Below are 13,178 nucleotides of genomic sequence, written 5' to 3'. Positions count from 1 at the left end.
TGCCGAACTGCTCCAGCAGCTCAGCGGGAATCGCCGGCAGTTCTGCCAGCTTGGCTTTCGGTTTGCGAGGCATACGTTCTCCTTGGGACAAGAATATGCCTCGAACACGAAATTACGGACAGGCCCCTCGAACGCCTGGCGCAGCAACTTATCCACAATCGCCTCAATGCCGCGCTCGGCTTCGGGCTGCAGGACGGGCGCGTTCGGTGGCCCGCTAAACGGCAGATACGGCCGGGCCGGAATCTTGACGTTGTACTCCCCGACCTCGTGCCAGCTCTCCCGCACCCGTTTATGGGAGTACCGGGCGAAGACCGCCAAATTCTTGTGATCGGCCTGCCGGGCGAGGCTCCCCTTGGCGTCAGTCCGGAGCCGCACCTTGGTGCTACGTGCCGGATGGGTAACGGTTCCGCCGCACTGATGAATAGCCGCGTATGGTGCGGCGACACCAATGAGCGCGTGGTCCGCCCCCGAAGTCGGCCGAAATGCTTCCGGCAAGGGTTCCGCGATCCTGCAATATCTTCAGGACGCTGCTCCCCTTGTTGCGCTTCAGCTTCTCTCTCTCCGTGGATTTTGCCAGCGGTACCCACGCGGGCCGACCCTGAGCCTCGAAATTGGCTCTCGTCGTGCTCTCAAGCATGCCCGCGATCTCTCGATATAGATCGACCGTCCCGCCAAGCAGACGATCAGCTGCATCCAGCTTCGCCAGCGCGTCCCCGATGTCGACGACGACGGCGCGGTCGGCGCCGACGTGCATGTGGCGATCAACGGCGGGCCGGAGCAGCAGATGCCGATCGCCGGCCGGCTGACGGTCATTGGTTCCGAGCTGTTGCTGCCGGCGTACGCTCCAGGTACGCGGCTGCGCATCCATGCTCTGCCGGTCGCGGCTGGCGCACCTGTGGCGATCGAGGATGACGTTCTGGATGTCGTCATCCCATGACGATGTGCCCGCCGTCAATCCTTGCCATTGTTTAACGACACGAAAACGACTTTCAAAAATGTACGCTCAACCCATCATCCCCTGGATTGGCGGAAAGCGCCGACTAGCAGACACCTTGCTCTCTCGGTTCCCGCCTCACAGCTGCTATGTCGAAGTCTTTGCTGGCGGCGCCGCACTGTATTTTCTGCGGCATCCGGCCGAGGTCGAGGTCATCAACGATATCAATGGTGAACTCGTGAACCTCTACCGGGTGATCCAGCACCACTACGAGGAATTCGTGCGCCAATTCCGATGGGCGCTGGCGAGCCGGCAGGTGTTCAAGTGGCACAAGGAGACGGTCCCGGAAACGCTCACCGACATCCAGCGCGCCGCGCGCTTCTACTACCTGCAGCAGCATGCGTTCGGTGGCAAGGTCGAGGGGCAAACCTTCGGCACGGCGGCCACAGCCCCGACAATCAACCTCCTGCGCATCGAAGAGAGCGTGTCGGCCGCCCATCTTCGGCTCGCCCAGGGCACCACGGTCGAGAACCTGTCGTGGCGCGACTGCATCACCCGCTACGACCGGCCGCACACGTTCTTCTACTGCGATCCGCCGTACTGGCAGACCGAGGGCTACGGTGTCGCGTTCCCATTCGAGGAATACGAACAGATGGCGGCCACCATGCGAACTTGCGCCGGCAAGATCATGGTCAGCATCAACGACCATCCGGATATCCGGCGCGTGTTCGATGGGTTCGAGATGGAAGAAACCAGCCTGAGCTACACGGTCGGCAAGAGCGGCCGCGATGCCGTGCGCGGCGAGCTGATCGTCTACAGCTGGGACCGAGCGGCGGTGCCGGCCGGGCTGTTCTAGGCGATGCGGTAAAGTAGCGCCTTCCCAAGAGGTACACGCTGAGAGAGCAGCGCCCTTGCTGGTTCAGGAGAAAAATGAATGAGTGAAAATCGATACACGTACGGTACTTGGCACAATCTGCGTCCTGTCGACGTCTTCGCCCTGGTAGCGTTCGACGAGACGCGCAAGCAGCTCGGTTTGGACGATCTGGCCGCCGCGTCGGCAATGCTGCTCGGTCAGGGTGACGTCCCTGTCCCTGGCAAGGTCGCCGGGGCTACGCCGGGCACTTCCGTCGCCTCGCTTGCCGCCCGCAAACTGTTTCCTCAGACGCTGCCATTTCGCTTGCCGATGATCACGGGCGTCGGGCTGTCCGGTATACGGATCTCGTTCACCCACCGCCTCGGTGCGTGGGTCGGCCGGACGATTCCCATCGTAGGCGAGGTGTTCTTGGCGCGCGATGCCTACCTGATCATGCGCAACACCGTGATGACCTACAACCGACTGGTGAAGCCCGAAGACCGGGTGCTCTGAACCATGAAAGACGATACCTGGGAACGTTTTGAAGCCTTCGCTCGCAAGGAGCTTGGTCGGCCGTTGTTCGGCAAGCTGAATCTCCAGCCGGAGACACGGCTTGAGGAGGATCTCGGCGTGACTGGCCTTGACGGTGTCGAGTTTATCGACAACTGGGCGAAGACATTCAACGTCGACGCCGAGGGGTTCCCGTACCGGCGTTATTTCGGCCCGGAAGGTCAGGAACTGCTGTCGTCCCTCATCGGGCTGTTCGTGAAGCGGCTCCGGCCGCCGAAGCGCCACCCGTTGACCCTGGGCATGCTGGCCGAGGCAACGCGACGCGGGAAGTGGGACACGGACGCGATCGAGGCTGCTGCAAGGAAGTGATCGTATTTGGCAGGACCGGTCGGCGACGCGACCGGTCTTTTTCATGGGCGGAAATATAATTACGCCACGCGAAATTTTCCCACCTACCTATTTATCGCGCTTGAGCCAGCGCATTTATCGCGCGCGGCTTCAGGTTGCCCGGAACATCATGCGTTCGTCGGTCGCCGCGATGATGCGATGACTTCCCGGTGTTTCCGGCGGCAGGCGAGTCGCGATGTCAGAAATGCTCGCTCACGTGACGGCCGCCGTGCACTTTCCCGGACAGCCGGCGCAGGATGCCGCGCCACACCGGGAGCATGCCGCTTCGACCCGAGGGTTCCACGATCGTCGTGCTGACCACGCGACTGCCGCGAGCCGACAGCGCGACATGACCGGCGGTTTCGAGCGTCAGGCATTCGCCTTCGTCGAGTTCGCGGCGAATGTATTGCGGTACATCGGGCAACCAGTCGAGGCCGCCGTGGCACAGCGTGACCGCCAGCGCGCCGTCCAGCACGATCAACTGGCTGCCCTTGTCGAACCACGCAAAGTGGCTTTGCCCGGCGTCGAGCCGGAGGTGTTGCGTCCGCATGGTGATTCCTTTTCCCCGGTTGCTCCGGTTGGGCGGCCTCGCGACGACGAGGCGACAGCATGCAATCAGGTTAAGGAAACGGACGTGCGCACGGCAGATTCAGGGGACGGGAATCTGTTGCGGTGCAGGTGATGATTTCGGGCTGCTGTATCGGTGGGTTTTCCCCGGATCTGTATCTGGCGTGCGCTGGATGCCGCGGGCACGATGGCCCGCATGACGATTTTCGCCGACGCATCCCGCACGCCTTTGCCGATGGACGGCGAGCCGCTTTACGAACGGCTCGCCGAACATTACCGCCGCATCATCGCGGCCGGCACGCTGGCGCCCGGCGACCGGATGCCGTCGGTCCGCGCGTGCATGGCGCAGCACGGTGTGAGCCTGTCGACCGCGATCCAGGCGTTTCGGCGGCTCGAGGATGCGGGCTGGTGCGACGCGAAGCCGCGCTCGGGTTACTTCGTGCGCCGCCGCGCGGCGGCCGTGCTCGACGCGCTGCCGGAAAGCGACGGGCCGCCGTTGAGCGTCGAGCCGCCGTTCGCCGGGCTGCACGAACGCGTATCGCGCGTGATCGACCGTGCGAACGCGGCGACCGATGCATTGAATCTGGGCGGCGCATCCGCGCACGCCACGCTATATCCGACCGAGCGCCTGCAGGCGTTGGCGATCCGGCTGCTGCGGCGCAAGCCCACGTTGCTGACCGACGCGGGGCCCGTCGGCGGTTCGCCCGAATTCCGGCAGACGATGGCCAAACGCGCGTTGTCTTACGGCGTGACGCTGACGCCGGACGACGTGATGTCGACGAGCGGCGGCGTCGATGCGATGAATCTCGCATTGCGGGCGGTCGCGCGGCCCGGTGACACGATCGCGATCGAATCGCCGGCCTTCTTCGGCCTGATCCAGTTGCTCGAAAGCCTCGGCCTGAAGGCGCTCGAAATCCCGGCAAGCCCGACGACGGGCCTGTCGATCGAGGCGCTCGACGTGGCGCTGGCTGCCTATCCGGACATCCGGGCCGTGGTCGTCGTGCCGAACCTGCAAAACCCGCTCGGCTGCGTGATGCCCGACGCGCGCAAGGCCGAGCTCGTCGCGCTGTGCTCGCGCCACGGCGTGGCCGTGATCGAGGACGAGCCTTATCGCGAACTCGTCGAGGCGCCGCAGGCGGTCAGGCCGGTCAAGGCATGGGACCGCGACGGCACGGTGATCTACTGCCCGTCGTTCAACAAGGTGCTGGCCCCCGGGATGCGGCTCGGCTGGATGAGTGCGGGCCGCTGGCATGCGCGCGCGCGGATGCTGAAATTCGCGCACAGCCGACACAACGCCGCGCTGTTGCAGGCCGTCGCCGCTGAATTCGTGGGCTCGGGCGCGTTCGATCGGCACCTGCACCGGTTCCGCGAACAATTGCGTGTGCAGCGCGACGTGACGATCGACGCAATTGCGCGGCATTTCCCGGCCGGCACGCGGATGAACCAGCCGCTGGGCGGGATGCTGCTGTGGATCGCGTTGCCGGAAGGCGTGCGCTCCGATGCGCTGTTCGACGCGGCGCTGGCGCATGGCGTCAAGATCGCGCCCGGTTCGATCTTCTCGAATTCGGACCGTTTCGACGGCTATATCCGGCTCGCCTGCACGCGCGTATTCGATGCGGCGCACGAGGCGGCGTTCGACACACTCGGCCGCCTCGTACGGGAAGCCATGGCGGCCGCGTAAGCGTGACGGCGGCAGCGGGCCGGATTTCCGAATACGCGAGTGCTCCGGCCGGACGCGGTACCGAACCGGCAAGCCGCCGCCATTTCATCGGCCGACCGCGTGCGTGGCGAGGTGCTGGCGGATCAGCGACAGGTAACGATCGCCGACCGAGAAATCGCGTGCCGCGCGCGGCCGGGCGGGCGCCGGACGCAGCGTGGCCGGCGCGCTCATGCCCAGATACCGGCACACGGCGGACGGAAAGGGCTTGCGCGTATGCCCGAGCTGACGCGCCGCGCGCTCGACGCGGGCATCGCCGACCTGGGCACGCAGCCACGCCAGCACTTGGCGATCGGTGTCGTTGACGATACGGACCAGATGTTCCATCGCGCACCTCACTGTTCATAAATACAGTGCTGTAAATATAACCAGTGTTTGCGCGAACCGCAAGCGGGGGCGCGTCGGCTGGCCGTTCGGCCAGGGTCAGCGCACCGGCGCGGCGGTGCGCGCAACCCGGGCCGCCGGGGCCGTAGCGGCGGCCGGCGCGGCCCGGCCGGTATAGCGCGCGTCGGTCAGCGTGCCGAGGAACGCGACGATGTCGTCGATTTCCGCATCGGTCAGCGCGGGCGGCGTGCCGGGCCGGCGGTTCATCGGCGTCGAATTGACGTTGATGTTGCCGCGATAGGCGGCCGGCACGTCGTCGAACGTTTGGGCGCCGTGATACCAGAAGCCGGGATCGGTCGAACGCGTGTTGTAGAACGCGACCGCGTCGCGCAGCGTCGTGAACACGCCGTTGTGCATGAATGTCTGCTTGAGCGCGACGTTGCGCAGCCCCGGCGTGCGCAGGTAGCCGCACCATTGCGTCGGCTCGGGCCAGCGCAGCCGCCGCGCGGTGTCGCACAGCCCGTTGTCGAAATGGCGCGGATCGCGGTTCGCAGGTAGCGCACGATTGCGCGGCACGGCGATCGCGTCGTAGCCGAAATCGGTGAACAGCGAGCGTTCCGGTCGGCTCGACGTGTCCGACAGCGTATGGCAGGTCATGCAATTGCCCTTGTCCGGATTCCGGAACAGCGCGAGGCCGCGCATCTCGGCCGGCGCGAGCGGCTTGCGCGTGCGCAGGAATGTGTCGAAGCGCGACGTGAATGGCGCCATCTCGTCGCTCTGCAGATAGGCTTCGACGGCGGCGCCCAGCGCGCGCATCAGTTGCTCGGGATCGCGCCGCACCGGCGCGCCGAAGCGCGCGGCGAGATCGGTCGCGAGTTCGGTCGCATCGACCTTGCGCAGCAGCGCGGCCGGCGACCGGTTGTTCATCTCGTTCGGATCGAACAGCGGCCCGCGGATCTGTTCGGCGAGCGTATCCGCGCGACCGTCGCTGAACAGGCCGCCGAACGGCGACGGCGCGGGCGCATCGTCGTCCTGGTAGAAGTGGCGGCGCGGTACGTAGCGCACATAGAGCAGCGATGGCGCATTGCGCTGGCTGAAGCGTCCGGGCCGGCTGCCTTCCGGCACGCCGGGCCCCGCGAGCGATGCGGCCGACAGTGTCGGCGCGAACGCGCGGCCCGGATCGTGGCAGCCCGCGCACGACATGCCGCGCGGCTCGGACAGCCGCGGGTCGAAGAAGATTCGGCGGCCGAGCGCGACGAGCGTCGGGTCCGGCGCGAAGCGCGCGGTGGCCGCGTCGACCTTGCCCGTCACCTGCGGCGTGCCGTTGCCGATCGTGTCGACGACGCGCGACGGCGGCGCGCCGGGAAGCAGGACCGTTTCGGCCGGCGCGGCGTGAACTGCGAGCGCCAGGCCGGCGAGCAGGGTGGCGGCAAGCGTGTGCAGCGTCTGCCGGCCGCGCCCGCCGTGGGCGTCACATCGAACTTCTTCCGTCACGGCGCGATGAACCCCGTCTTGTCGCAGGCGAGCGTCCTGCCCGACTGATTGCACGACGCCAGCAGCTTGCCGGCCGCCGAATACGCATGGAACGTCCAGCCCGTCGCCGGCGCGGCGTTGCGCTCCATGATCAGGAAGCCGAAGCTGTTGTTGTGCGACAGCCGTTCGATCACCGCGCCCGGCGCGGGCGTCAGGCCGGCCGGGAACGGGTCGGGCAGCGCGACGTCGAGGTTGTCGCCGCCGTTGCCGGACACGATCGTCGCCGGGTGCCCGGACGAGAAGTCGATCGCCTGGAAATCGTGCACGTGGCCGTGCAGCGCGACGTGCACGCCCGGCGGGTAGTACGCCTGCGCGTTGAGGCTCGACATCACCGACTGCAGCGCGAGGTTGCCCGGCGCCGGCGTGCTGCCGGCGATCGGCGCGAACGCGAGGATCGGATGATGGTTCGTGAAGATCGTCGTCGTCATGCCGGCCTTCGACGCGAGCGCCGCGACCGTCTGGAACTGCTTCTGGTAGATGCCGAACTGCGCGTCGGTCGTCTTGAGCGGCGTGCGGCCGACCTTCGCGGTGTCGAACACGATCACCTGCGAGCCGCCGCCGAGCGACACCGCATAGGGCTCCGAATAGTTCGCGTTGGTGTCGTTGGCCGGATCGTCGCACGAACGCGCGGCCGAATACGGGCGCGGGTCGAGGAAGCGGAACCAGCCCTGGCCCGCACGCGCGCATTCCTCGTGGTTGCCGCGCACGACGACCCACGGCGCCTTCGCGAGCAACGGCGCGGCCGGGCGGAACAGGTCGGCCTGCCACGTATCCCAGCCGTAGCCCCACGGGCTGTCCTTGCAGCCGGCGATGTCGGGCGGGCACGCGTTCTCGCGATAGTGGTAGTCGCCGACGTGCAGCACGAGATCGGGCGACAGCTTCGCGACGCTGGCCGCGATCGTGTCGAGCGGCCAGACCGCGGCGTCGTTGCACGCCTGCCATGCGTTGTCGGCCTTCTTCATCCGGCAGCCGGTGTCGGCGATGATCGCGACGCGCTGCGGCTGCGCTTTCGGCAGCGGCAGCGTGCGGCCCGCGACGCTAGCCGCCTGTGCGCCGGCCGGCAGCGTGGTTTCGCAGACGGACACCGGGAAGCTCGACGGTTTCGAATCGGCCGGGTCGCTCGCGGTCGGCCGCTGGGCGACGGTCGCGGCGCCCGCGCGCAGCGCCATGCGCGATACCTTGCCGTCGACGGTCAGTTGCGGGCACGACGGATCGCCGGCCGATGCGGGCGTGTAGTTCGTGATCACGCGCGCGATCGCCTGGTTCGCCTCGCCGATCTCGACCCATGCGGCCTGGACGTTGGCCGACGCGCTGGCCGGATCGTCGGGCGTATCGATGTGATTCGAGCACGCGGACAGCGCGGCGAGGGCAGCAAGGGGAGCGCAGCGCACGAGCAGCGCGCGCGTGAGGAGTCGTCGCATGGGAGGGCCGGGCACCGTAGGAAAGTCGTCAACGATACGCAGCGAGAATGTAAGAAATGTGAAAACGAGGGCGTGGCGGGCGCATATCGGCCGACCTTGACTTCAAGCCGGCTTGAAGCAGCACAGTCCGGTTCGTCATCAATGAATCGAAGGGGATCGACGATGGAAGCCAACCGGCCCAACGAAGCGCAATCGGCGTTATGGAACGGTCCGTCTGGCCGCGCATGGGTCGATGCGCAGGCGCTGCTGGACCGGATGTTCGAGCCGTTCGAAACGCTGCTGGCGGATGCCGCGGCCGCGTCGTCGGCCACCCGCGTGCTCGACGTCGGCTGCGGCACGGGCGCGGTCACGCTCGCGATCGCGCGGCGGCTCGGCGCGAACGCGCAGTGCACGGGCATCGACATTTCGGCGCGGATGATCGACGCCGCACGCGCGCGTGCCGAACGCAGCGACCTGCGCGTCCGGTTCGTGTGCGCGGACGGGCAGACGCACGCATTCGAACCGGCGAGCGTCGACCTGATCGTGTCGCGCCTCGGCGTGATGTTCTTCGACGACCCGGTACGGGCGTTCGCGAATCTGCGGCAGGCCGCGCGAGCGGGCGCGCCGATGCGGTTCGTCGCGTGGCGCGGCGCGGCCGACAACCCGTTCATGACGACGGCCGAGCGGGCGGCTGCGCCGTTGCTGCCGAACCTGCCCGCGCGGCAGCCCGGCGCGCCGGGGCAGTTCGCGTTCGGCGACCGCCAGCGGATCGCGTCGGTGCTGTCGGACAGCGGCTGGGCCGACGTTGCGATCGAGCCGGTCGACCGGGTGTGCATGCTGCCGACGTCCGAGCTGGACGACTACATTGCCCGGCTGGGCCCGGTCGGCCTTGCGTTGCGGGAGACGGACGAGGCGACGCGGCGGCGTGTGGTGGACGCGATGCGCGCGGCTTTCGAGCGGTACGTGTGTGGCGCCGAAGTGCGTTTCGACGCGGCGTGCTGGCTCGTGACGGCCCGTGCGCCGTCCGCATGACTAGTGTGAAAGCAGCGGATGAGGAAGGGCATGGCCGCTCGTTCGCCCCGCATGTGGCCGTGCCCGCGTGATGAAGCCGGGGCTGCGCGACCTGCGTGCGTCAGTGTTTGCGCGCGCGCAGCATCAGCCACGCGCAGCCACCGGCCGCCAGCGCGAGCCCGAGCAGGACGGCTTCGGCGCCGAGCGCGAAACCGGGCGGCATTTCGCCGCTGTTCGGCACCGGCGACAGGTTGCCGCCCATCGCGACGGCGCCGCCGGCCAGCAGCGCCGCGCAGACGATCCAGTAGACCTTGCCGAGCGGCGCCGCGGCGCGGATTCGCCACAGCGCGACGCCGGCGCCGCCGAGGTAGAGCACGGCGAGCGTGCCGAGCGCGATGACGTCGGCAGCGCGGCTGTGCAGCAGCCCGCTCATTCGGACTCCGTCGCGTGCCCCGGCGCACGGCTCAGCAGATGCGTGCGCTTGTCTGCCGCGAGCGACACGTAGCGTTCGTACTGGCGCAGCACGTCGGCGATCACTTCGTCGCCGCGCAGGTATTCGACGTCGTAGCCGAGCCGCCCGTCCTCGAAGAACGTGACGATGCCGTACACGTGTGCACGCGATTCGTCCGGCTCGGCGGCCTCGCGCACCAGGAACGCGGCCGCGGATTTCACGGTGACGCGCACGCCGTACACGAAATCGCGGTGCTCGGCGGTCGGCACGGTCAGCCGCACCGCATCGTCGCTGTCGCGTTGCACGTGCGCATCGACGCCGCTCGCGCGCAACTCGTCGGCGACCTTGCGCAGCGCGGGTTCGACCGTTTCCGCGACGAACTGGCGCGCTTCCGTCTCGGTCGTTTGCCGCAGGATGTGCGTCAGGCGATGGCGCCAGTGCTGGCCGGTCCAGAAGCTCGTTGCAGGCGCAACGTCCTGCGAATAGTGCGCGCGGTCGGCCGCGAGCCCGCGCCACAGCCCGTAGCAGAGCGCGAGCATGATGATGGCGACTGGCAGCGCGGCGATCAGCGTCATCGCCTGCAGCGCGCCCAGTCCGCCCGCGACGAGCAGCACCGCGGCCGTCACGCCGAGCAGCGCGGCCCAGAACAGTCGCTGCCAGACCGGCGAATGCGCGTTGCCGCGCGTCGCGATCTGGTCGATCACGAACGCGCCCGAATCGGCGGACGTCACGAAGAACACCGCGATCAGCACGATCGCGACGATCGACAGCAGTTGCGGCAACGGCAGGAAATCGAAGAAGCGGAACAGCAGCGCATCGACGTTGGTCGCCGTTTGCGCGAGCGCGCCGGCCGCGCCGTGCGTATCGAGCCAGATCGCGCTGTTGCCGAATACGGTCATCCAGACGAGGTTGAACGCGGTCGGCACGAGCAGCACGCCGATCACGAACTGGCGGATCGTGCGGCCGCGCGAGATGCGCGCGATGAACATGCCGACGAACGGCGACCACGACACCCACCACGCCCAGTACAGGATCGTCCAGCCGCCGAACCAGCCTTCCTCGCGCGGCGGCGCGTACGCGTACGTGCGGAACGACAGGTCGACGAGGCTCGACAGGTACTGGCCGATGTTGTCGCCGAGCGCGCGCAGCAGGAACGCCGTCGGGCCCGCCACGACCACGAATGCGAGCAGCAGGAACGCGAGCAGCAGGTTCAGCTCGGACAGCCGGCGCACGCCCTTGTCGAGGCCGGTCGCGGCCGACACGCCCGCGAGGATCACGACGACCGCGACGAGCCCGATGCGGAACAGGTTGCCGCCCGTATCCCAGCCGGCGACCGTATGCAGGCCCGCGCTCAGCTGCATCACGCCGTAGCCGAGCGTCGTCGCGATGCCGGCGACCGTGCCGACCAGCGCGAACGCATCGACGGTGTGGCCGATCCAGCCGTTGATGCGCTCGCGCAGCACCGGATACAGGCCCGAGCGCAGCGTCAGCGGCAGGTTGTAGCGAAAGCCGAAGTACGCGAGCACGAGCCCCATCAGCCCGTAGATCGCCCACGCATGGAAGCCCCAGTGGAAGAAGGTCATCAGCATCGCTTCGCGTGCGGCGGCGGGCGTGCCGGGATCGACGGTCGGCGGCTTCAGGAAATGCTGCATCGGCTCGCCGACGCCGAAGTACATCAGGCCGATGCCCATGCCGGCCGCGAACAGCATCGCCGTCCACGACACGAAGCTGAATTCGGGTTCGGCATCGTCGGGGCCGAGCCGGATATTGCCGAAATCGCTGGCGGCGATCAGCACGAGAAACGCGAGGAAGCCGGTGACGGCGAGCACGTAGAACCAGTCGAACCGTGCGATGACCCATTGCTGGCCGGCGGAGAACAGCGCGCCGGCTTCGCTCGGGCGCAGTGCGCACACGACGAGCAGCGCGCCGATGACGGCGAGCGCCGGCAGGACGACCTGCGGCTTGAATGTCGTGCGGGGCGTGGGACGGGAATCCGGCATGGCGGGTATCCAGTTGTGGGCGCAACGAGGCGCAACGCCGCCCGGCGCGCCTGTGGCGCGTCGGACCCTGATACGGCGTGCGTCGAGTGTACCGCGGTGTCAGGACTGCAAGAAGAGGGCATGCAGAAGGGTAAACCTGACGAATTGTAAGGTATCAGAGAGATCGAGAAAACCCGCGCGGCGCACGCATGGGTCGGCGAGGCGGGGCAAACGCGGCGGCGAATGCATGTCGGGCGCCCCGGACGGCGCGCATGCGCCTCGTCCAGGTAGAAGACGGCGCGCGAAAGGCGCCGTTCGGCGGGTTCAGAACGTGACGGCGATCCCGGCCATGCCGACGAACTGGCCGTGCGTCGTCGACGGCGTGAGCTGCTGCGAATCGCCGACGATCGGCGCCGCGTCGACGATATGGCTGGCGCCTTGCGCGCCGAGCGTCCGTCCGCTCGAATGCGTGTACGCCTGCAGCGCATAGAGCGTCGCGCGTTTCGACAGGCTGTACGACTCCTTCAGCGAGTACTGCTGATAGCGGGCCGCGTTCGCGACGCCGTTCGCCTTTGATGCAAGCGTGTACGCGAATGCGCCGGCCACCGAGAACGCCGGCGTGAAGCGGTACGCGGCAAGCGCACCGTAGGTGTTGAACACGGCCGTGTCGGTGAAGGTCGAGCCGTTGCCCGGCAGATACTTCACGTTCGAATAGTTGAGCCCCATCGTCAGGTCGCCGAGCGTGTAGTTGCCGGCCGCCGCGATCTGCTCGACGGCCTTCGCGGTCAGGTAGCCCTGGTTCAGCACGGACACCGCGAAGCTGCCCGACGACGCGGTGGCCGGGTTCAGGAAACCCGCGGACGAGCCCGAGCTGTTGATCCGCAGGTAGCCGGCCGCGATCCCGATCGGCCCGTTCGCGTAGCGCAGCGCGGCGCTGAACGTGTTGCCCTTGCCGGTCGCACCGGCAATGCCGCCGAATGCGTACATCGCGCTCGCGGTCAGCCCGGCGAAGGTCGGCGACGTGTAGGTAACCGAATTGTTCACGCGGATCGTCGTGTCGAGTCCGTCGATGTCGCCCGGATGCGCACCGGTCGCGCCGGTCAGCCAGCTGCTCGACGCGTACGGGCCGACGAACAGGAAGTAGGGCGTGTACTGGCGGCCGGCCGTTACCGTGCCGTAGCTGGCGTTGCGTAGGCCGACGAAGGCCTGGCGATTGAACATCGTGCCGGCGGCGGCCTGCGCGCCGGTATTCAGGTTGAAGCCGGCCTGCAGGTCGAAGATCGCGTGCGTGCCGCCGCCGAGATCCTCGTCGCCGCGCAGCCCGAACTTCGACGCATACAGATTGCCGTCGCGCATGTAGATGTTCGAGTGCCCTTGCTGGTTGTTCACGTACGCGAGCGAATCGTCGACGACGCCGTACAGCGTGACGCTGCTCTGCGCATGGGCAGCGGTCGTGCCGAGCGACGCGGCCGACAAGATCAGGATTGCATAACGGTTGACGGGTGCTTTCAT

The 13,178-nt window shown here is 67.6% G+C and carries 14 protein-coding genes and 1 pseudogene; 6 read left to right on the top strand and 9 right to left on the bottom strand.

Annotation, left to right across the window (positions count from 1 at the left end):
• Positions 1–225: 225 nt before the first annotated feature.
• Both QZM72_RS09685 and QZM72_RS35625 read right to left on the bottom strand, forming a co-directional pair.
• A pseudogene (locus tag QZM72_RS09685) lies at positions 226–495 on the bottom strand (virion morphogenesis protein); the annotation flags it as partial.
• Positions 383–754: a phage virion morphogenesis protein gene (locus QZM72_RS35625; protein ID WP_367620027.1), complete on the bottom strand. Its 372-nt coding sequence runs from the start codon at positions 752–754 to the stop codon at positions 383–385. The gene QZM72_RS35625 and the pseudogene QZM72_RS09685, both read right to left, overlap by 113 nt.
• On the opposite strand from QZM72_RS35625, the gene QZM72_RS09680 reads away from it, so the two are divergent.
• The 4 genes from QZM72_RS09680 to QZM72_RS09665 all read left to right on the top strand — a co-directional run bounded on the left by QZM72_RS09680 (position 749) and on the right by QZM72_RS09665 (position 2,666).
• A complete protein-coding gene (locus QZM72_RS09680; protein ID WP_256979731.1) occupies positions 749–937 on the top strand; it encodes a hypothetical protein in 189 nt (62 codons plus the stop codon). The genes QZM72_RS35625 and QZM72_RS09680 overlap by 6 nt on opposite strands.
• Before the next feature lie 58 nt (positions 938–995).
• A complete protein-coding gene (locus QZM72_RS09675) occupies positions 996–1,790 on the top strand; it encodes a DNA adenine methylase (RefSeq protein WP_089469602.1) in 795 nt (264 codons plus the stop codon).
• Positions 1,791–1,868: 78 nt separating this feature from the next.
• The gene (locus QZM72_RS09670; protein WP_089469603.1) at positions 1,869–2,300 is read left to right on the top strand and encodes an STM2901 family protein; all 432 of its coding nucleotides are present in this window, start codon (positions 1,869–1,871) and stop codon (positions 2,298–2,300) included.
• A gap of 3 nt (positions 2,301–2,303) precedes the next feature.
• Positions 2,304–2,666, top strand: coding sequence for a DUF1493 family protein (locus QZM72_RS09665; protein WP_089469604.1), 363 nt, complete (start codon positions 2,304–2,306; stop codon positions 2,664–2,666).
• Between the two features lie 217 nt (positions 2,667–2,883).
• On the opposite strand, the gene QZM72_RS09660 is transcribed toward QZM72_RS09665, so the two are convergent.
• Complete coding sequence (locus QZM72_RS09660; RefSeq protein ID WP_089469605.1) at positions 2,884–3,234, bottom strand: hypothetical protein; 351 nt, start codon at positions 3,232–3,234, stop codon at positions 2,884–2,886.
• A 204-nt stretch (positions 3,235–3,438) separates the two neighbouring features.
• Between QZM72_RS09660 and QZM72_RS09655 the strand changes: the two genes are divergently transcribed.
• Positions 3,439–4,932, top strand: a complete 1,494-nt coding sequence (locus QZM72_RS09655) for a PLP-dependent aminotransferase family protein (RefSeq protein WP_301737956.1) — start codon at positions 3,439–3,441, stop codon at positions 4,930–4,932.
• An 84-nt stretch (positions 4,933–5,016) separates the two neighbouring features.
• Here QZM72_RS09655 and QZM72_RS09650 read toward each other — a convergent pair whose 3' ends face one another.
• From QZM72_RS09650 to QZM72_RS09640, 3 genes are all read right to left on the bottom strand, one after another.
• Positions 5,017–5,295: a hypothetical protein gene (locus QZM72_RS09650; protein ID WP_059783792.1), complete on the bottom strand. Its 279-nt coding sequence runs from the start codon at positions 5,293–5,295 to the stop codon at positions 5,017–5,019.
• Between the two features lie 96 nt (positions 5,296–5,391).
• Positions 5,392–6,786, bottom strand: coding sequence for a cytochrome-c peroxidase (locus tag QZM72_RS09645; protein ID WP_301737955.1), 1,395 nt, complete (start codon positions 6,784–6,786; stop codon positions 5,392–5,394).
• Entirely contained in the window at positions 6,783–8,246 is a 1,464-nt protein-coding gene (locus QZM72_RS09640; protein ID WP_089469608.1) for a metallophosphoesterase, read from the bottom strand. The genes QZM72_RS09645 and QZM72_RS09640 overlap by 4 nt, the downstream gene beginning before the upstream one ends.
• Before the next feature lie 162 nt (positions 8,247–8,408).
• Here QZM72_RS09640 and QZM72_RS09635 point away from each other — a divergent pair, with 162 nt between their 5' ends.
• Entirely contained in the window at positions 8,409–9,257 is an 849-nt protein-coding gene (locus QZM72_RS09635) for a class I SAM-dependent methyltransferase (protein ID WP_301737954.1), read from the top strand.
• A gap of 100 nt (positions 9,258–9,357) precedes the next feature.
• Here the strand turns inward: QZM72_RS09635 and QZM72_RS09630 are convergent, their stop codons facing one another.
• The 3 genes from QZM72_RS09630 to QZM72_RS09620 all read right to left on the bottom strand — a co-directional run bounded on the left by QZM72_RS09630 (position 9,358) and on the right by QZM72_RS09620 (position 13,178).
• Complete coding sequence (locus QZM72_RS09630) at positions 9,358–9,669, bottom strand: hypothetical protein (protein ID WP_301737953.1); 312 nt, start codon at positions 9,667–9,669, stop codon at positions 9,358–9,360.
• The gene (locus QZM72_RS09625; protein WP_301737952.1) at positions 9,666–11,687 is read right to left on the bottom strand and encodes a BCCT family transporter; all 2,022 of its coding nucleotides are present in this window, start codon (positions 11,685–11,687) and stop codon (positions 9,666–9,668) included. Before QZM72_RS09625 ends, QZM72_RS09630 begins: the two co-directional genes overlap by 4 nt.
• Positions 11,688–11,990: 303 nt before the next feature.
• Positions 11,991–13,178, bottom strand: coding sequence for a porin (locus QZM72_RS09620; RefSeq protein WP_301737951.1), 1,188 nt, complete (start codon positions 13,176–13,178; stop codon positions 11,991–11,993).

This window comes from Burkholderia sp. AU45388, from assembly GCF_030481585.1.
Classification (GTDB): Bacteria; Pseudomonadota; Gammaproteobacteria; order Burkholderiales; family Burkholderiaceae; genus Burkholderia; species Burkholderia sola.
This window is presented reverse-complemented; position numbering and strand designations above follow the sequence as displayed.

What these genes read in the sequence shown, in the direction of transcription:
- QZM72_RS09625 (WP_301737952.1), bottom strand. Translation starts at nt 11,687, where the DNA reads ATGCCGGATTCCCGTCCCACGCCCCGCACGACATTCAAGCCGCAGGTC.
- QZM72_RS09640 (WP_089469608.1), bottom strand. Translation starts at nt 8,246, where the DNA reads ATGCGACGACTCCTCACGCGCGCGCTGCTCGTGCGCTGCGCTCCCCTT.
- QZM72_RS35625 (WP_367620027.1), bottom strand. Translation starts at nt 754, where the DNA reads ATGCACGTCGGCGCCGACCGCGCCGTCGTCGTCGACATCGGGGACGCG.
- QZM72_RS09660 (WP_089469605.1), bottom strand. Translation starts at nt 3,234, where the DNA reads ATGCGGACGCAACACCTCCGGCTCGACGCCGGGCAAAGCCACTTTGCG.
- QZM72_RS09650 (WP_059783792.1), bottom strand. Translation starts at nt 5,295, where the DNA reads ATGGAACATCTGGTCCGTATCGTCAACGACACCGATCGCCAAGTGCTG.
- QZM72_RS09675 (WP_089469602.1), top strand. Translation starts at nt 996, where the DNA reads ATGTACGCTCAACCCATCATCCCCTGGATTGGCGGAAAGCGCCGACTA.
- QZM72_RS09665 (WP_089469604.1), top strand. Translation starts at nt 2,304, where the DNA reads ATGAAAGACGATACCTGGGAACGTTTTGAAGCCTTCGCTCGCAAGGAG.
- QZM72_RS09655 (WP_301737956.1), top strand. Translation starts at nt 3,439, where the DNA reads ATGGCCCGCATGACGATTTTCGCCGACGCATCCCGCACGCCTTTGCCG.
- QZM72_RS09635 (WP_301737954.1), top strand. Translation starts at nt 8,409, where the DNA reads ATGGAAGCCAACCGGCCCAACGAAGCGCAATCGGCGTTATGGAACGGT.
- QZM72_RS09670 (WP_089469603.1), top strand. Translation starts at nt 1,869, where the DNA reads ATGAGTGAAAATCGATACACGTACGGTACTTGGCACAATCTGCGTCCT.
- QZM72_RS09620 (WP_301737951.1), bottom strand. Translation starts at nt 13,178, where the DNA reads ATGAAAGCACCCGTCAACCGTTATGCAATCCTGATCTTGTCGGCCGCG.
- QZM72_RS09630 (WP_301737953.1), bottom strand. Translation starts at nt 9,669, where the DNA reads ATGAGCGGGCTGCTGCACAGCCGCGCTGCCGACGTCATCGCGCTCGGC.